Genomic DNA, 16,699 nt, shown 5'->3' on the forward strand with positions numbered 1-16,699 from the left:
TCGTGGTCGAGTACCACATACTACTCCCGAACCCATCCCAAGAGCCCGATGGCTCACAGTGCTCCGCGAGCTGGTCGACGCCGCGGCGGCCGGGACCCCGCCGGCACCGCCGCTACCACTGGCGGCAACCGCTGGCGGGTGCCGTCCGAAGCCACGATGGACCCGATCGTGCGGAATATTGAGATAGGGCGTCGGCCCCTAGAGGCGTACCGTTCCGCCGTGACCGACACCGCCTGGGCGCCACTTAGCCGTCGCGCGGCTGACCTGTTGGCCGAGCCACTGGAGCACATTCCCGACTGGTTGTACCCGCAACTCGTCGAATGGCTGTACCACGTCCTGCAGTGCACCGAGGAACCGATCAAGGTGCTGCGCCCGGGCCACGGCCTCACCGACGACACCCGCAACATCATGCTCAGGATCCGCAGCTCCACTCAGCCGTGGCTCCTATCGGCTGACGACCCGGTGCTGCTCGATGCAATGGACGCCACGATCCGCTGGCGTCCGTGGCCGGCGCCGATCTCGCCAGGCTATTCGGGCGTGCGCTTTACGTTCGGCGAGCCGGACAGCCTGGAACGGATCCTCGCGGCCGCGAACTTCGCCTGGCGGGTCAACGCCGACTGGCGAGGGTTGGAACGCCGGATCGATCCCACCGCCACCGCCGCCGTGACCACCACGATTGTCAGCGCGCCGGCCGAGTCCAGCCGTCACCTCGCCGCCGCGTGGGACGCTGCGTACGGCCGCGCCCCAGATCCGGACAAGGCGTACGCCGAGGCGGTCAAGGCCGTCGAAGCGGTTGCCTGCACGCTGGTCTTGCCCACCAACGGCAACGCCACCCTGGGCACCGTACGCACGCACCTGCGTGACGCCCCCACGAAGTGGGAACTCGTCCTGCCCGGCAAGGACGGCAACCCCGGGTCGGTCACACCGATGGTCGAGATGCTGACCGCGCTCTGGGAGGGCCAGCGGTCCCGGCACGCGGGCACGGCAACCTCCCGTCCGCAGACCCAGGCCGAAGCCGAAGCAGCCGTCCACCTGGCCGGCACGCTGGTCCAGTGGCTCGCCACCGGCGTGCTGCGCCGCCGAACCCCGTAACACTTCATCGCCGCATGCCGGCGTGCCATCCCGAGACGACCGCGGGCCAACCCGCCATCAACGGTTGGCAGCTCTTACCCCGGCAGACGCAGCAGAACGATCGGATGTTAGACGGTCCCGGGGCGGTCGTCGGTGTTCTCATCGTCATCTTCGGTCAGCAGCAGACTGACGCCGACATAGTGCCGGGCGCCGCCCGTGCCGCGGCCAGTGCGGACACCTTGCCGTTCTAGATCCTGCGTCAAGCGCTTCGCCGAGACCGGCGCGTCGCCGGTCTGCTGACACCAATGCTCATACGCCCGCCGAAACCGGGTCGTCGCGACCCGGACCAGCGGCTGGTCGGCCGCAAGGTGACAGCACTCGGCGACGAACCTCGCCACAGTGTCCTCGTCGCGGGCGTACGCCGCCGTGGCCGCCCGCACAGTCGGCGGTTCCGGCAGGCCGTTGCGGTGGTAGTCGACCGCGCCGCGGATGATCCACGCCAGGACCGCTGGTGCTTCCTCGGCCAGCCGCTCGCCGAGCCTGCGGTCCTGCCGGTCCTCTGGCAGCGTCCGGGTGAAGGGGATCAGCCGAACCCGGCGCCAGAACGCCAGGCCGCCGCTCCGCACTTCAGGCCGGTGATTGCCGAGCAGCCACAACGTGTGCGACGGCGAGAAACTGAACCAGTTTCCGCGCATGTATCGGGCCGGAATCGAATCCCGGCCGGTCAGTTGCTTCACCCTGCCCTCGGAGAACCGCGCGCCCTCGTTGAGCTCCGAACACACGACCAGTCGGGAGCCGTGTAGCTGGGCCAGCTCGGTCGGGTGATCGGTGAACTGCCGCTGCATGAGCAGGTCCGACGACGCCGCGATCGCGTAGCCGGAGCCACCCAGGCCGAGCGCATGCATCGACGCCTCGAGCAGCGTCGACTTGCCGTTGGCGCCGGCACCGAGCGCGAATGGAAGGATCTGCTCGAGGACCGCGCCCAGCGCGGAGATGCCAAGCAGCCGCTGCACGTAGGTACGCAGCGTGTCGTCTTCGCCGAAGGTGTCTGCGAGAAATCTTTCCCATGCCTCGGCTCTTCGCTCGAAGTCCGGTGCCACGGCGCTAGATCTCGTGTGTAGGCGTTGAGGATCCGCCGCGCGGAGGTCACCGGTCTGCAGGTTGACGACGCCGCCGGGTGTGTTTAGTTCGTATGGATGCGCGTCGAGCTGGCCGAGCTCCACGACTAGGCGTGAATCAGACCGTGCGAGCCGTGCCACACCGGATACGCCACCTGCGGACAGCGCACCTTGGCGGAACTGCCGCCACCGCGACGATGTCGGCAGTTCGCGAGCCAACGCCCGAATGAGCTCTCGGTGCCGTTCAGCCTCATCCCAGACCCATCGGTGCCCGGTCCAACGCAACCACGTGCCGCGCTGGGGACAGAACCGCAGCTCATGTCCATGGATGTGCGCCAGCGCCTGCGCCAGGCCGTCCTCCGTGGCACCCCAGGCGTGCGGCGGTCGTGCAGCAGCTTCATCGTGTTCGCTCACCTGTAGCCACCCCGCTCAGGTAGGTCCGCGAGCACGGAGCCGGATGGAGGTACGGGATAGCGCACCTCCGTCCAAAGGGCTCGATGTCCGCCGACAGAATGCGCATGGCGACACGGTCACGACGTTCGGCCGCGGGCCAGTCCAACTTCGCGATTCTGGGCGAACAACAGTGCCTTGAAACAGGTGCCATCGCGTGCCATCAGGGGCCAGCAGGTAGCAATACGTTCCGTCATGTAGCACCTGACACGAGCGTGTTCATACATTGCAATGACCGGCGGGGCGCGGACAGCGATGGGGGAGAACGTGACCGAAAGCCTCAAGTTCTATACGTACAAGGAAGCGGCAGCACTACTCGGCATTTCCGAGTCGAAGCTCCACAAGGCCGTCGCGGGAGGACAGATGTCCTTCCACCGCGTTGCCGGAGGTCGCCTGGTGCGATTCACCGAGGACGACCTCCGGACCGCATTCAAGCCTGTGCCCGCGATGCCGGCGGACGGATCGACGAGTCGCCGTCGGGCGCCGCGACGGCGAACTCGTTGAAGCAAGATCCTCGGCCCGGTGCCGCCAACCGGCCAGCGCACCGGGCCATCGTCGCTTAAGCGACGGTCAACTCTAGCGGCGTACCCCCGCGTCCTGGCGCCTGCACAAATGACGTGACAGCTGCCCGTACGGCCGGGTGGTGTTTCCGGGTGACGTGCACGTACAGGTCATAGGTCGTCTGGATCCGCTTGTGACCCGCAATATTGCGAAGTGCCTCCAAGTCGACTCCCTCTGATGCCAGCAGGGTTAGCAGCGAGTGCCGCAAGCCGTGCGGGGTGAGGTGCTTGTTGAGCCCCCGCTGCTCTGCCAGCTTCCGGATCGGCACCCAGCGCCGCTCGTAGAACTGCGAGTAGCGCCAGAAGTTCCCGCCGGGCGCGGTGAAGATGAAGTCCCTCGGCCCCTTGCCGACCGACCGCCGCTCCAGCAGTTGCGTGATGGGCCCGGCCGTCGGCACTCGCCGGAACCCGCTCTCTGTCTTCGGCCGCGGCACCAGCACGTACGTCCCGTATTCACGGCGAATAACCTGTCGGATGTCGATCTCACCGGCTTCGGTGTGAACCGAGCGCACGGGCAGGCCGGTGATCTCACCCCACCGCAGGCCTGTTGCGAGTTTGGTTGCACACAAATCCCCTGCCTCCGGGTCGATCTCATATGCCGCACTGAGGAAGATCTGGGCTTCCCGCTCAAGTTCGATGATGTCGCGCTCAGGCTTCACGTGAGGCGGGAGATCAAGGCCGTGCAGCGGGTTGTACGTCCGTAGCGGCGGCTCCCCGTTTTCGCCGGGCAAGCATGACGCGTTGAACATCGGCGCGAGAACCTCACCACGTACATTCGCGATCGTTTTGCCGGACAGTCCCTTTTCAACAAGCCCGCTCTGCCAAGCTCGCATCTGACCTCGGGTGATCACTGGCAGGGGAAGTTGACCGAGAATCGGAAAGACATGATTCTCGAGGCGTTGCAGGTAGAAGCGCTTCGTCTCGCGGTTTGGCTTGATTAGATTCTCGACGTATTGGACAGCGTGCGGCTGCAGCAGAACGTCGGCGGGCTGTTCGAGCGCAACGGAGAGCGCGCTACTCGAATCCGCTTCAGCCGACACGGAGTTTGGCAGAAGGTACTCGAACCGGTAGTCGCGCAGTTGGTCCTCCGACGGATACCAATCCCCGTTAGCATCGACCAGGCCCTTGAAGCGCTTTGCTTCGGTCAGGTCCGGGAACGTTTCACCATCCCATTTACCATCACGAGTGCCGCCCTTGCGCCACTTCACGCGGTAGCTGGTCCGATTGCTCTTCAGCTTTCTCGGCTCGATAGATGCCACGAGCGTTCCTCCCGCCCAGGACGACGATGATCTTCCTGGGATCCAGATCACGCCTCCGCGGGAGGCGGCGGGAGAGGACAACCAGTGCCACATGCCAGGCACCAAGATCATCCAGTGTTCCCGCGGTGTTCCCGCAGATGCGCTCTGGCCGAGAAATGATCAAGGCCGTCAACCCTGTATGAGCAGGTCAACGGCCTTGGAAGGCTTGGAGCGGGTGAAGGGAATCGAACCCTCACTGTCAACTTGGGAACCGTACAAGTCTCGCTCGCCACACGCGCCGACCACCAGGTCAGGCGGGGCTACGAGCGGCCTTGAACGGCCAGCGGTTGCCTGGGCTAATGGCCCGCTAATGGTCCAGCATCTCCACCGGTCACCAACTGGTCTCGCCATCCGTCGACACGGACGCGCAGAGCCGCGACCTGGTCGGAACTGATGCCGTATTCAGCGAAGTCTTCGTCGTCGAAGCGTTGGAGATGGCGCAGCATCTGCTCGAACATCGAGCGATCGAATCCCGCGTCGACCGCCTCGGCGAGCTGACATAAGCGTTCCAGCGTGTACCGGCCTGCGGTGATCGCAGCATCGATGTCCAGGAAGTCACGAGCGGCGGCCCGGTTGTACAAGGCATCCACCTTGCCGGCCATGACATCGTCCGGGTGTAGAACCGGACCGATGTCCATCTGGATCGGCGGCAGCAGGCGCCAGTTCGCCACCAGCTCGACACGATGCTGTTCGGTCGGGGTGGCCGGATCGGTAAGGTACAGCCGCGCGAACGTCTCGGCACGGTGGTCGATCTCGACTGCATAGTCCGCTGCCATGTAGGCGGCGATCACCTCATCGACGGCGGCCGGAAAATCTGCCCGCTGCTGCCAGTCGGCGAAGAGATCATCGGTGCCTGGTCGCGCATCACTAGGCAGCAGGTCGACTCTCACGTGCCAACTGCGGGAACCGATGCTCCCACAGCTGCCTGACCTGCGGCGGCAGCACCAACGACGACCAAAGTCGCACCAGCGTCGGGCCGTCCAGCCACATCCGCAGTTGCTCGGCTCGTACCGCCTCCCGCAGCACCGTCTCGTACATGCTGGCCAACCGGCGCGGATTACCGAGGTCGTAGACGCCCCGTCCGGACCAGTTCAACCGCCGATCGAGCCGCACCTCGCCACTCGTCGGACCACGAAGCTCCACCAGGTTCGCCACCACGACGTACGGCCGCTGGTCGCCGTACCGCGACCCCAACGGTGCCCGCGCCTCATCCGTGCTCACGCGTCTACGGTAGACCAACCCTGACCCCGCGATCGCTCGTGCCGAGACTGCAGTCACAACCTTGCGCCAAGCTGCGGATGACCGTCCGGAGCGGTAACGGCGTCCAGCCCTGATTGCGCGGATTCGACGGACCGCACCTTCACAGTGTGGGAACTTCTTGTGGCATGAACCTCAACGTAATCGACATTGCGACGCGGCGACCCGTCGTGATCGCCGAGGCGCCCGTGTTCGCATGGTGGCACTGCCCGATTGGTGCAGCCAGGACGAATGCCACGGCGGAGACGCCTTCGACTTTGGTAACGGCACCATCACTACGAGTCGCTTTTATTGCGGTGTCGTCTTTGCAAAAAACGTGCCTGATGTCGATGGTGGCACCATCAATATCGAGATCAAGGTAGAAGCCGTCGAAGACAGCACTGAAGGATTCCTTGAACCGCCGACCGTGAACATCAATTTCGGCCAACTAATCACCTGGGCGGACACCGCACAGCAGGTCGCCAACGCGATCCTCGCCGCGACGGAGCTTGCTCGCCGACCGCTCCCATCAACCTGATCGGCGAGCGTCGCTCCTTACCGAGTGGCACTGGCCCCCAGGAAGGCGTTCGGTGTGGGTGCTCCAACGACGGGCCGCGCTGCGGAGGGACAGTGCGTGGGGGTTCTTCAGCGGTGACCACTCACAGCGGTGGCGCTCGAACGGCAACGGCAGGGCCCCGCAGCGACGCGGACCCTGCCGTTTCGCTTTGCGTTTTGACCAGATCAGCGGTCGAACTTCTCCCACGGACCGATCGACGTGCGGTTCGCGATCAGCGGCGAGTTGCCACCGTTCTCCGCCGTGACGTACCGGTTGTTGGCCCCGGCCTGCAGGCTGATGCTGCCGTCGGCGTTGGCGATCACCTTGAACTTCTCCCACGACCCGATGCTCGCCCGGTTGGCGATGAGCGGCTGGTTGCCGCCCGCCTCCGCGGTGACGAAGAGGCCGTTGGCCCGCGAGTACAGCGCCATCCAGCCGCCGCCCACGTCGACCAGGTCGAACTGCTCCCACGAGCCGACCGCGGTGCGGTTGGCGATGAGGGCCTTGTTGCCGCTGTCTTCGGCGCTGACGTACCGGTTGTTGGCCCGGGCCTGCAGCGTGACGGTGGCGTTGGCCGCGTCGACCGGGTTGAACTTCTCCCACGGGCCGATCGTGGCGCGGTCGGCGGTCATCATGCTGGCGCCGTTGTTGCTGCTCAGGTACTTTCCATTGACCACCGAGCGAAGGCTGATCGTGCCGTCGGCGTTGTTCGTGATCGTGAACAGCGTGTCGTTGCTGCTCGTGGACCCGCTCCAGGCCCACACGATGTTCGACCCGGCGGGAACGTCCGGGCCGACGAGCACCGCGAAGTACTGGCCGTTGACGCGGGACCGCAACGCGACCAGGTCGCCACCGACCTTCACGAGCTCGAACAGCTCCGCGACGCCGATCGTGGGCTGGTACGCGCGCATCTGCATGTTGCCACCCTCGGTGGCGCTGACGTAGCGGTTGTTGTCGCGCGCCAGCAGGGCGAACGTCCGGGCAGCCGGCCACAGCGACTTGGACTGTTCCTGGGTCGCGCTGAAGCCGTTGACGTCGACGGCCGTGACCGAGATGGAGTAGGTCCCCGGCGTCGAGTAGTGGTGGGTGGCGACCGGCGACGTCTGCGTTACCAGGTTGGTGGAGTCGCCGAAGCCGAAGCGGTACTTGGCTATGGGCACGCTTTGCGATCCTGGACCGCGGTTGACGTCATCACTACCTCACTGCTTCCCAGCGTGGGCTGAACGGCAGCTCGGCAAGAGCGGCGATGGCGCGAGGGGGAAAATCGGGCCACGCGTCACGCCGGGTGTCGTGGCGGCGGTTGAGGTGCCGATCGAGAAACTTCTGTGTGCGGCTGAGCCCGTCGATCCCGGCGGCGACGTCGATTACGCCCTCGGCCATCGCGTCGGCGTACTCGTCGAGATCAAGGACCCGGTACGGGTGGTCCGGCGGACCAACAATGACGTCGATCAAATGGTCGAAGACTCGCACGACGTCGCCCTCGTCAACCACGCGGACCAAGTCGCAGTACCACCAGCCGCGCTGCTGCTCCGGAAAGATGACCGGCTGGTTGATCTGGAATCCCGTCTCGAGCAGGACAAAGCTGCGTTGTTCGCGGTCTATGCCTTCCCATGTGAAACCCCAGTCGTAGACGATCGCGTTGCCGTCGCGATGACCGGCGGCTCGGATGCGTCCGTCGCGGATGATCGTCACTGAAGTGAACACTCGCCGATCATCCCATCGGTGCGCCAGCGTAAATCCAGTGCTCAGCCCGTCAGGCCGAACGAACAGGGGTAACGACGATGACTGTGCCGGCAGCGGCGCGCGACAACGAAACGATGTCCACGGTGTCCGGAGACCAGCGCTGGTTGGTGTCCTGGCACCCGGCCGGCCCGGCGCCCTCGGGCCGTAACCATGGCGCTGCCGGTATCTGTATCGGTCACGACGGCCGCGACCTGGTACTCATCAGCCACGACCAGATCCATTGGGGATTCCCCGCAGGGCGACCGGAGGGCGGCGAATCGCTGCAGGCAACCCTGGCCCGAGAGATGTACGAGGAGGCTTGTGTCGATGTCTTGGATGCCCGGCTGCTCGGCTTTGCCCGTAGTGAATGTACACAGGGCCACGAACAAGGCCTCGTACTCGTCCGTTCCTACTGGCTTGCACACGTGGTAATCGGGCAGTGGGAGCCGCGGTACGAAATCGCGCACCGGCGGATCGTTCCAGCCGCGCAGGCGACACGACACGTCCGTGATCCCGACCCGATCGCTACACGCATCGCGATGCGAGCACTCGTCGAAGCCAGACTCAGCGAGCAGAACCGCGATATCAATCAAAAGTAGAACCGCGGTCCGCCGCCGTGAAGGGGGCGCGGGGAGAGGGAGTCGACTCAGGATCCACCACTGGGCGTCGCGAGTTCACGGACTCGGCCCGCGCTGGCCGTATTCTCTCTAGATGACTAACCCCATCGACGCAGCAGCCGCACCTCCAACAGCCGAAGGCTATGGCTGAGGCCATCACAGCGACGTCAACTGGTCAAGGCACCGCCAAGAAGGCTGTCAACGGAAGGGCGGAAGGACTATGACGGCACGTCACTTTCGCTGGGAGCGCACCGGCGCCGAGCAGCACAACTCCGCCTACGAGGAGGCACGGGCAGCGCTCCTGCTCGGCCAGATGGTCTACGACCGTCGCACCGAACTCGGACTCACGCAGCGCGAACTCGCCGAGCGCGCCGACATGACCCAGCCCCAACTGTCCCGCCTCGAATCGGGCGGCGCCACGCCCACCGTGCCGTTGCTGGCCAGACTTGCGCTAGCACTTGACCCCAGCTCGACAGGTGCACCTCCACCTGCCCCGTAAGAGCAGGCCAAAGCCGCCTACGGACCGAGGGACGCGGCTGGAGGGCGACCACCCACCGTGGGGTCTGGCGCTCGGGCCCCAGGAGAAATGGCGAGGTCCCCCGGTCCGCGCTTTCTGCGGACAGAGGGACCCTAGGATCGAGCGGGTGAAGGGAATCGAACCCTCACTGTCAGCTTGGGAACCGTACAGGTGGCCCTCCCCAGGCGCATGAACCTCCAGATCGCGCCTGTGGCAAGCGGCCTGGAGCGGCCAGCTAACACCTGGGTTAATGGCCCGCTAATGGCCTGGATACGCCTCAGAACCCGACAATCGCCACCGCCGAGACGAGCTAACGGCCGGCAAGCGATCTCGATGGCTCTGTCGACCGACTACACATCGATCATCTGTTTTAGCACCGTCTTCACGGCCGATATCTCTTCGTCGGTGAGCACCCACGCTGGCCGATGTCCCTGCAGACGCGCCCGGGCGATAGTCCGTACCTGTTCAGTGATGACGAACCCGACTGGACGGCTCGTGGGGCGCACCGGAACGCGGTGTAGCCAGCCGGAGCGCTCCCGCGTCGTCACTGGGAGCACGGTGACCAGTGTCTCCCCGGTCAGCCGCAGGTGGAACGCGCTGGAGACCACGAGTACCGGACGGCGGCCTGCCTGCTCACGGCCTTCGGTAGGGTCGAGGTCGGCCCACCAGACCTGCCACGGCTGGATGACCGTCACGCAGCCTCGTCCCACGCGTCGGCCGCCGGCGCGGAGGCCCGGTCTTCCTGGTCGGCCTCGGCTACGTACTCGGCCCAGCCCTCCGGATCGTTCGCCCGGTATGCGTCCAAGGCGGCGATGGCCTTCATCTGCCAGTGTTCGGCCAACAGCCGACGAATCGCCTCGTCCGCCGACGCGCCACCGAGGTCCTCGCTGGCGACGCGGGTCAGGTCGTCGCGGGTGGTCTCGTCCACCCGGATCATTACGCTACCCATGCCTCAACGATACCGACCTGATGACAGTGCCGTCTACGGCTGCGTATACATGGTTGTCTTGCCACGGCTATGCGACTGCTGTCGCATTGCGACCCGTGGGCGTGCAGGCGTGGGCGTTGCTCCTGCTCGGCCAAGTGGGTGTACGACCGTCGCACCTAACTCGGGCCCATCCGGAGCAAACTTGCCGAGCGCGCCAGCACGACGAGCCCCAACCATCCCGCCTGGAATCCGGCGGTGCCACGCTCACCGCGCCTCTCCCGGCCAGACTTGCGGTAGCACTCGACGCAAGCTCGACGGGTGCACCTCCACCAGCCCGTAAGGGCAGGCCAAAGCCGCCCTACGGACCGAGGGACGCGGCTGGAGGGCGACCACCCACCGTGGGGTCTGGGGCTCGGGCCCCAGGAGAAATGGCGAGGTCCCCCGGTCCGCGCTTTCGCGGACGGAGAGACCCTAGGACCGAGCGGGTGAAGGGAATCGAACCCTCACTGTCAGCTTGGGAAGCTGATGTTCTGCCATTGAACTACACCCGCGAGCGACGCCTACTGTACCGAATCCGCGGCCGTCGCGCACGGACCATTCTGTCTTGCTCTTGGGATTTGGCTCTTGCGGGCCTTCCATACGGTGCGGGTTGACGTCGTTGGGGTCTCGTGGTGGACCAGCATTGCCACGTCAACGGTCAACTCGTAGAGCTTCCAGTCGATGCCGTCGGCGGCGCGGGTCAACGTCGCCAGGTGAGTGATCCGGGTCTCGTCGGTCACCGGGGTGGCGCGGCCCGAGAGGTATGCCTCGTCGTCGGAGTCTGTCGCGGGGAAGCTGTGCAGGGAGTATCGGCCGTCGCGGTCCAGGTCGTAGCGCTTTGGGGAGGCCAGGACGAAGCAGAACAGGCCCTCGTCCGTGATGACCGGGGACACCGGGTGGATGCGGGGGCCGCCGTCGGGGCGGACGGTCGCCAGGTAGCCCAGGCCTGGGCCGTACTGGCAGACGAGCGTGCGAATGGCCGACGCCAGGGAGGGCTCGGCCGTGGCGAAGTCAGCCCACGTTGCCATGTCTCCAAAGTACTCGAACACGTGTACTATCGTGGTGGGATTCCCCGAACGAGGCAACGAATGAGCACACTGAAGCGGCGGCCATATCCCAGCTGCCGGCGCTGGAGATCTTCGCGCCACTGGGCGTACACCTGCGGGGGGCTCTTTCGCACTTCAGCGCGGATTAGTTGGACATAGCGGCGAATGTCATGAAAAGGGCGCCTGGTGGCGGCGGCGGACGAAACGAACACTACGAGGACAGGGGCTGAGGCGGGAGTGGGCGTTACCGGGGTGAGGGACGAGGCGGCGTCTCGCGGGTGAGCGGGGCGCGGCCGATGGGGCCGTGAACGGAGAAGGTGGACGGTGCGGGGCGGGCCGGGCCGGCTGAGGGGGCATCGCGGGATAGCTGGGGCGCGGGGAACTACAGGAGCGGCTGGAGGGTGTGGACGTCGCGGGGGTGGTCGAGGCGCGGGAACCGTGGAAGGGGTTAGGCGGACCTGACAGCCGTCCCGTGGTGGCGCGTCGACGCCAGTGGTGGGACGCGGGTGTCGCGGGGAGCGGGCGACAGCAGATTCGGCCGAGCGCCGGGAACCGTGACAGCGGCGGGGGACGTTGGCGTCGCGCGGGTGGTTGGGGGTGTGGAGAGGGCACCGCGGGTCCGGGCCGGCACGGCGACCCGTAACCTCAGAGGGTGCTGCTCTCCGACCGTGACCTCAGTAAAGAGCTCGAAGGCGGCCAACTGCGCCTCGAACCGTTCGATCAAGCGCTGGTGCAGCCGTCCAGCATCGACGTGCGGCTCGACCGGTGGTTCCGGGTGTTCAACAACCACCTTTACACACACATCGACCCCGCCATTCAGCAGGACGATCTCACCTCGATGGTCGAGGTCGGCGACGGGGAGCCGTTCGTGCTGCACCCGGGCGAGTTCGTGCTCGCCTCCACGCTTGAGGTGATCACGCTCGGCGACCAGCTGGCGGGGCGGCTGGAGGGCAAGTCCAGCCTTGGGCGGCTCGGGCTGCTGACGCACTCGACCGCCGGCTTCATCGACCCCGGGTTCTCCGGGCACGTCACGCTGGAGCTGTCCAACGTCGCCAACCTGCCGATCCGCCTGTGGCCGGGCATGAAGATCGGGCAGCTGTGCATCTTCCGGCTCTCGTCGCCGTCCGAGCATCCGTACGGCTCGGCGGTCTACGGCTCGCGGTACCAGGGGCAGCGCGGCCCGACCCCGAGCCGTTCCTGGCAGAACTGGCGCACCTGGCCTACGCAGTAAAAGTTTGGGGCGGGCCCGAAGGCCCGCCCCAAAGTTCATGCCACCCGGCCGTATCCGGATATCGGTTCTTGGTCGATCTTCTTCATCTGGACGGGTGCGCTGGGATTCGGTGCGTGCACCATCCAGCCGCCGCCGACGTACAGCCCCACGTGGTGCAGGTCGCTGAAGAAGAAGACCAGGTCGCCGGCCTTGAGGTCGGCACGCGTGACGCGCTTGGTGTCCTGGTACTGCCAATTGGTGTAGTGGCGCAGCGTGTAGCCGACTTGCTTCCAGGCGTACAGCGTCAGGCCGGAGCAGTCGAACGTGTTCGGGCCCTCGGTGGCCCACACGTACTTCTTGCCGATCTGCTGGCAGGCGATCTGCGCGGCCTTGGCACCCGGGCCGCCGGTGTACTCGTACGGACAGGCCACCGGTTTGAGGCTGCCGGTGCCGTTACCGTTACCGTACGCGTCCAGCCGCATCGCCTGCAGGCTCTTGATGTCGGCGTTGATCTGCTGCTCCTGCTTCGCCAGCGCGGCCTCCTGCTCGGCCTGCTTGGCGACCAGCTCGTCGAGCGGGCCCTTCTGGGCGTCGTACTGCTGCTTGGCGACCAGCACGTCCTTGATCCGCGTCTGCTCGTCCTTGGCCACCATGTTGAGCAGCGTCATCTGGTCGATGAACGTGTCAGGCGAGCCGGTGGTGAGCATCGCGTCGAGCTTCGAGACGCGGCCGGTCTTGTACTGCATCACCGCGAACGCGGTCACCTTGTCGAAGGCGGCGTCGACCCGGGTGCGCAGCGGGGCGATCTGGTCCTCGAGCTGCTTCTGCTTGGTCTTGTTGGCGGCGAGCTCGAGCTTGAGCTGATTGTGCTGCTCGACGACGGGCTCGATCTGGTTCCACTTCTCGTCGATCTGCTTCTCGATCTCGCCGGGCGTGGGCTCGGCGTGCGCAAGCCCGGTGATGCCGACGGCGAGGGACAGACCGCCGAGGGTGGCGACGAGGAGCCGTACCAGACGGTTGGGCCGCCTCGTCCACCTCAGATGGGTCTCCACCGAGGAGTTACTCCTTCTTCCAGGCCGCCTACCGGGTTAGCTGACGGGTTCGGGCGGGAAGGTCGCCCTACCGCGTGTTACTGCGGATTCACCCCGGTGAAACACTTGGGTCCCCGGCTCGGAAATTCGACTCGGCGGTGCCGCCCGGCGCGACCGTCGTGGTCGCGGACATCCAGCCGACGGGAATTCACGTTAAGGGGGCCAGGTTCCCAGGTTCAAGTCAGTGCGCGATTCTTGTCCGATTTGTCGCTAAGGTCGCGCGAATCGAGTGACGAACACGTCGTCGATTATGCCCACGAACTGGTCGTTGTTCGCACTCGTTCCCTTACCGCCAATGCAGATCGGATCGTCGTTCGCTATCGACAGTGACGACGGAATCGCCGTCCGTCCCGCCTCGACCCCGTCCACGGCCACCGTGAGCAGTGCGTTACCGCGCGAACACGCGAGCCGGTGCCACCGCCCGTCGGCGACGCTACGGGACGCCATGGCCACGAAAATGGTGGCGGAAGAAGTGCCGACAATCACACAGCTGGGCTGTCCGGCCACCCCGTCGACCTGCAGCTTGAACTGACTGTCACCGACCGAGAACCCTTTCTGCACAACATTGGCGCCTTTGGAAGTCTCGTTCGGTTGAACCAGGACGCTGGCGCCGTACGTTATGGATCCACGTCCGGGATTGAGAAAGCCGGCCCGCCCGCTCTGCAGGATGGCCCGTGCGCAACTCTGTGCACCGTAATGCTCACATCGCGGCGGAAACCGCACCGCGAGTCCGCCGTCGTGCGGCACCGCGGAGAGCTCCCCGCCCTCGGCCCGCCGCGACCGCAGCCCGAGCCGCCCGCCGGCGTCCCCGATCGGCTCCGACAGCCCGTTGTCGAACGTGTACCGAACGGTGATGTCCCCATGTGGCTCAACCGAAGCCGCGGGCGACCCGCTGGGCGACGCCGGCGCGCCCGGGGCGTGGCCGATCGCGAGCGACGGCGTCGACCCGGTGACGGGCTCGGCCAGCTCCCGGGCGGGCGGGGCGCTCGCCCACCGAACGACGAACCCGGCAGCTACGACAAGGCCGGCCAGTCCGGCACACAGCAACAACCGCCGTCGATGGCGCATAACCGGACATGCTGCCCCGAAACCGCCCGGCCGCGCAGGAAATCGACAGGGCTGTCGCCCAAGAGCATGATGGCTCGGGTCCGCATCACCTGCGGACCGCTGCTCCCGCCAGAGACCGGTCGGCCCTGGGGGGCCTCCCTGCCAGGTCCGCGTGGCCAAGACCCGGACCGGAAGCGCAGGCGCCCGAAGGGCCTACGACGAGGCGACCCCGGCCCCGCCGATCTCCCAGCTGGGCACCTGGGCCTGCTGCTTCACGCCCTGGTACTCGACCAGGACCAGCGCGATGTCGTCGTCCAGCCGCCCCCGCACCCACTCGACCAGCGCGCTCTCCAGCGACTTCAGCCCGTCGGCGACCGTGCCGTGCCCGAGCAGCCGCTGCGCCCGCTCCGCGGTGGGGAAGAACTGCCCGTCCCGGCGCGCCTCGGCCAGCCCGTCGGTGAAGAACAGCAGCCGGTCCCCGGGCTCCAGCCGCTCCACCCGCGGCTTGACGACCGGCATGAACCCCAGCGGCGGCGCGTTGGACGGCGGGTCGAGCGAAATCACCCGGCCCCGGCGCAGCAGCAGCGGCGCCGGGTGCCCGCAGTTGACGATCGTCAGCGTCCCGCCCCGCTCCTCGATCAGCGCCGCGGTCACGAAGTCCTCGTCGCCGAGCGACCGGGCGACCGCCCGATCCAGGTCGGCCACGATCGCGCGCAGGTCGGCGCGCTCGAACGCCACATGGCGATACGAGCCCAGGACGATGCTGGCGAGCCGGACGGCCTCAAGGCCCTTGCCGCGCACGTCGCCGATGATCATCCGGACGCCGTACGGCGTGTCGAGCGCCTCGTAGAGGTCGCCCCCGATGTCGGCGGCGGCGCTGGCCGAGATGTACCGCGCGGCGACCGTCAGCGGCCCCACCTGCGGGCCCAGCGGGCGCAGGACGGCGCCCTGGGCGACGCTGGCGAGGTGGGACAGCTCCGCGTAGCGCGCGATCTGCCGCTGCCGGATCGCCCCGACGGCGGAGCCGATGCCGCTGGCCACGATCACGAAGCCGAGGTTGAGCATCAGCACGAGCGCGCGGTCGCGGCTGTGCATCAGCTCGATCGAGCAGAAGATGAAGGCGAGCAGCGTCGAGGCGCTGCCGACGGCGAGCACCTCGGGCCAGGACGCGAACGCGGCGGCCAGGAACGGCGCGGCCGCGAGCAGCCCGACGTAGTCGGCCTGGTAGCCGTCGGCGACCTCGGCGGCGAGCACGAGCGCGAGCAGCACGAAGGCCGCGCCGACACCGGCGCGGGCCTCGGGAAGCAGCTGACGTTTCATAGGTCCGGCCAACAGCATGCCACCAACCGACCGCCGGACCGCTCCATCAAACGGCCGGGTCTGCCTTACTTGAGTACCTCATACTTCGCGTTGATGACACCGGCGCTCACCGATGCGATCGTCACGAAGGCGCCCTTGGAAAGGTCGAGGCAGCGCCCCGCCACGAAGGGTCCGCGATCGTTGATCCGTACGTCGACGGACTTGCCATTGGCCAGGTTCGTGACCCGGACGATCGTGCCGAACTTCAGCGTCTTGTGAGCCGCGGTCAGCCCGTTGGGATCGAAGTTCTCGCCGTTGGCGGTCTTCTGCCCATCAGCGTAGTACGACACCTCGCAGGTGCCGCTGCTCGCCACCTCGGCCGCCCCCGTGGTGGTCGGCGCCTTCGTCGGCGACTTGCTCTTGGTGGGCGTCTTCGACGGCGTCGGCGAGGCCGTGACCTGCACAGACTCGAGCGCCTGGGCGGCGGACGGCTCGGCGGAGGGCGACGCGGTGGGAGAGGGACGCTCGCCGCGGTCCGCACGCTCCTGCGGGCTGCGGGGCGCGTCGGCGGCGACGGTCTTGGGATCGTCGGAGCCAAGGTTGACGGTCGCGATGGCACCGCCGATCAGAACGATCACGGCACCGACCCCAGCGATCAATGGGATGAGGTGACGGCGACCCACAACGGAATGTCGGCCGGACAACGTCTGCACCCTTCGTCGACAGCAAGTCCGTGACCGAACGTATCGGCCCCTCCCGGCCGCCAGTCAAACCGAAGGGCGGTTGATGTGGTGATTTGCCCGCATAGTTCCGACCGTTCGGCCGATGCAGCAAGAACCCGTTCGGCCGAACTCCAGAGGGTGCAGCGCGCCGGGCCGCAGCCGTTCCGATTAC

Annotated in this window: 18 protein-coding genes, 1 tRNA gene, 2 pseudogenes and 1 riboswitch; of the genes and pseudogenes, 6 read left to right on the top strand and 15 right to left on the bottom strand. The window is 66.7% G+C overall.

Features of this window, described 5'->3' with window-relative positions; genetic code table 11:
• Positions 1-156 precede the first annotated feature (156 nt).
• Positions 157-1,092: a hypothetical protein gene (locus tag ACQPY0_RS01265; protein ID WP_432983318.1), complete on the top strand. Its 936-nt coding sequence runs from the start codon at positions 157-159 to the stop codon at positions 1,090-1,092.
• A gap of 107 nt (positions 1,093-1,199) precedes the next feature.
• Here ACQPY0_RS01265 and ACQPY0_RS01270 read toward each other — a convergent pair whose 3' ends face one another.
• Complete coding sequence (locus ACQPY0_RS01270; RefSeq protein ID WP_432983321.1) at positions 1,200-2,603, bottom strand: DNA primase family protein; 1,404 nt, start codon at positions 2,601-2,603, stop codon at positions 1,200-1,202.
• Positions 2,604-2,894: 291 nt separating this feature from the next.
• Here ACQPY0_RS01270 and ACQPY0_RS01275 point away from each other — a divergent pair, with 291 nt between their 5' ends.
• Positions 2,895-3,143: a helix-turn-helix domain-containing protein gene (locus ACQPY0_RS01275; RefSeq protein WP_432983324.1), complete on the top strand. Its 249-nt coding sequence runs from the start codon at positions 2,895-2,897 to the stop codon at positions 3,141-3,143.
• Between the two features lie 55 nt (positions 3,144-3,198).
• On the opposite strand, the gene ACQPY0_RS01280 is transcribed toward ACQPY0_RS01275, so the two are convergent.
• The 3 genes from ACQPY0_RS01280 to ACQPY0_RS01290 all read right to left on the bottom strand — a co-directional run bounded on the left by ACQPY0_RS01280 (position 3,199) and on the right by ACQPY0_RS01290 (position 5,718).
• Complete coding sequence (locus ACQPY0_RS01280) at positions 3,199-4,458, bottom strand: tyrosine-type recombinase/integrase (RefSeq protein ID WP_432983327.1); 1,260 nt, start codon at positions 4,456-4,458, stop codon at positions 3,199-3,201.
• Between the two features lie 335 nt (positions 4,459-4,793).
• Positions 4,794-5,387: a nucleotidyl transferase AbiEii/AbiGii toxin family protein gene (locus ACQPY0_RS01285; protein ID WP_432983330.1), complete on the bottom strand. Its 594-nt coding sequence runs from the start codon at positions 5,385-5,387 to the stop codon at positions 4,794-4,796.
• Positions 5,365-5,718, bottom strand: coding sequence for a hypothetical protein (locus ACQPY0_RS01290; RefSeq protein WP_432983333.1), 354 nt, complete (start codon positions 5,716-5,718; stop codon positions 5,365-5,367). The genes ACQPY0_RS01285 and ACQPY0_RS01290 overlap by 23 nt, the downstream gene beginning before the upstream one ends.
• Positions 5,719-5,950: 232 nt before the next feature.
• Here ACQPY0_RS01290 and ACQPY0_RS01295 point away from each other — a divergent pair, with 232 nt between their 5' ends.
• Positions 5,951-6,271: a hypothetical protein gene (locus tag ACQPY0_RS01295; protein WP_432983336.1), complete on the top strand. Its 321-nt coding sequence runs from the start codon at positions 5,951-5,953 to the stop codon at positions 6,269-6,271.
• A 203-nt stretch (positions 6,272-6,474) separates the two neighbouring features.
• Here ACQPY0_RS01295 and ACQPY0_RS01300 read toward each other — a convergent pair whose 3' ends face one another.
• Positions 6,475-7,449, bottom strand: a complete 975-nt coding sequence (locus tag ACQPY0_RS01300; RefSeq protein ID WP_432983339.1) for a PKD domain-containing protein — start codon at positions 7,447-7,449, stop codon at positions 6,475-6,477.
• Between the two features lie 34 nt (positions 7,450-7,483).
• Positions 7,484-7,993, bottom strand: a complete 510-nt coding sequence (locus ACQPY0_RS01305) for a DUF402 domain-containing protein (RefSeq protein ID WP_432983342.1) — start codon at positions 7,991-7,993, stop codon at positions 7,484-7,486.
• A gap of 77 nt (positions 7,994-8,070) precedes the next feature.
• On the opposite strand from ACQPY0_RS01305, the gene ACQPY0_RS01310 reads away from it, so the two are divergent.
• Both ACQPY0_RS01310 and ACQPY0_RS01315 read left to right on the top strand, forming a co-directional pair.
• Complete coding sequence (locus ACQPY0_RS01310; RefSeq protein ID WP_432983345.1) at positions 8,071-8,610, top strand: NUDIX hydrolase; 540 nt, start codon at positions 8,071-8,073, stop codon at positions 8,608-8,610.
• A 238-nt stretch (positions 8,611-8,848) separates the two neighbouring features.
• Entirely contained in the window at positions 8,849-9,127 is a 279-nt protein-coding gene (locus ACQPY0_RS01315) for a helix-turn-helix domain-containing protein (protein ID WP_432983348.1), read from the top strand.
• Between the two features lie 368 nt (positions 9,128-9,495).
• On the opposite strand, the gene ACQPY0_RS01320 is transcribed toward ACQPY0_RS01315, so the two are convergent.
• The 4 genes from ACQPY0_RS01320 to ACQPY0_RS01335 all read right to left on the bottom strand — a co-directional run bounded on the left by ACQPY0_RS01320 (position 9,496) and on the right by ACQPY0_RS01335 (position 11,140).
• Positions 9,496-9,840, bottom strand: a complete 345-nt coding sequence (locus ACQPY0_RS01320) for a type II toxin-antitoxin system PemK/MazF family toxin (protein WP_432983351.1) — start codon at positions 9,838-9,840, stop codon at positions 9,496-9,498.
• Positions 9,837-10,073 carry a hypothetical protein gene (locus ACQPY0_RS01325; RefSeq protein ID WP_432983354.1) on the bottom strand — a complete coding sequence of 79 codons (237 nt, stop codon included), beginning with the start codon at positions 10,071-10,073 and terminating at the stop codon, positions 9,837-9,839. The genes ACQPY0_RS01320 and ACQPY0_RS01325 overlap by 4 nt, the downstream gene beginning before the upstream one ends.
• A 480-nt stretch (positions 10,074-10,553) precedes the next feature.
• Positions 10,554-10,624, bottom strand: a tRNA-Gly gene (locus tag ACQPY0_RS01330).
• A 9-nt stretch (positions 10,625-10,633) separates the two neighbouring features.
• A complete protein-coding gene (locus tag ACQPY0_RS01335; RefSeq protein WP_432983357.1) occupies positions 10,634-11,140 on the bottom strand; it encodes a pyridoxamine 5'-phosphate oxidase family protein in 507 nt (168 codons plus the stop codon).
• A 670-nt stretch (positions 11,141-11,810) separates the two neighbouring features.
• Here ACQPY0_RS01335 and dcd point away from each other — a divergent pair.
• Positions 11,811-12,389, top strand: coding sequence for a dCTP deaminase (gene dcd, locus ACQPY0_RS01340; protein WP_432983360.1), 579 nt, complete (start codon positions 11,811-11,813; stop codon positions 12,387-12,389).
• 35 nt (positions 12,390-12,424) lie between these two features.
• Here the strand turns inward: dcd and ACQPY0_RS01345 are convergent, their stop codons facing one another.
• From ACQPY0_RS01345 to ACQPY0_RS01365, 5 genes and pseudogenes are all read right to left on the bottom strand, one after another.
• On the bottom strand, positions 12,425-13,420 hold the full coding sequence (locus ACQPY0_RS01345) for an NlpC/P60 family protein (RefSeq protein ID WP_432983363.1): 996 nt from the start codon (positions 13,418-13,420) through the stop codon (positions 12,425-12,427).
• Between the two features lie 11 nt (positions 13,421-13,431).
• A riboswitch (cyclic di-AMP (ydaO/yuaA leader) is annotated at positions 13,432-13,567 on the bottom strand.
• Between the two features lie 102 nt (positions 13,568-13,669).
• A complete protein-coding gene (locus tag ACQPY0_RS01350) occupies positions 13,670-14,527 on the bottom strand; it encodes a LamG-like jellyroll fold domain-containing protein (protein ID WP_432983366.1) in 858 nt (285 codons plus the stop codon).
• Between the two features lie 192 nt (positions 14,528-14,719).
• Positions 14,720-15,520: pseudogene (locus tag ACQPY0_RS01355) on the bottom strand (PP2C family protein-serine/threonine phosphatase); the annotation flags it as partial.
• 125 nt (positions 15,521-15,645) lie between these two features.
• Positions 15,646-15,844, bottom strand: a pseudogene (locus ACQPY0_RS01360) (serine/threonine-protein phosphatase); the annotation flags it as partial.
• A gap of 47 nt (positions 15,845-15,891) precedes the next feature.
• Positions 15,892-16,443: a septal ring lytic transglycosylase RlpA family protein gene (locus ACQPY0_RS01365; RefSeq protein WP_432983368.1), complete on the bottom strand. Its 552-nt coding sequence runs from the start codon at positions 16,441-16,443 to the stop codon at positions 15,892-15,894.
• Between the last annotated feature and the right edge of the window lie 256 nt (positions 16,444-16,699).

Source organism: Dactylosporangium sp. CA-233914 (genome assembly GCF_050942935.1).
Classification (GTDB): Bacteria; Actinomycetota; Actinomycetes; order Mycobacteriales; family Micromonosporaceae; genus Dactylosporangium.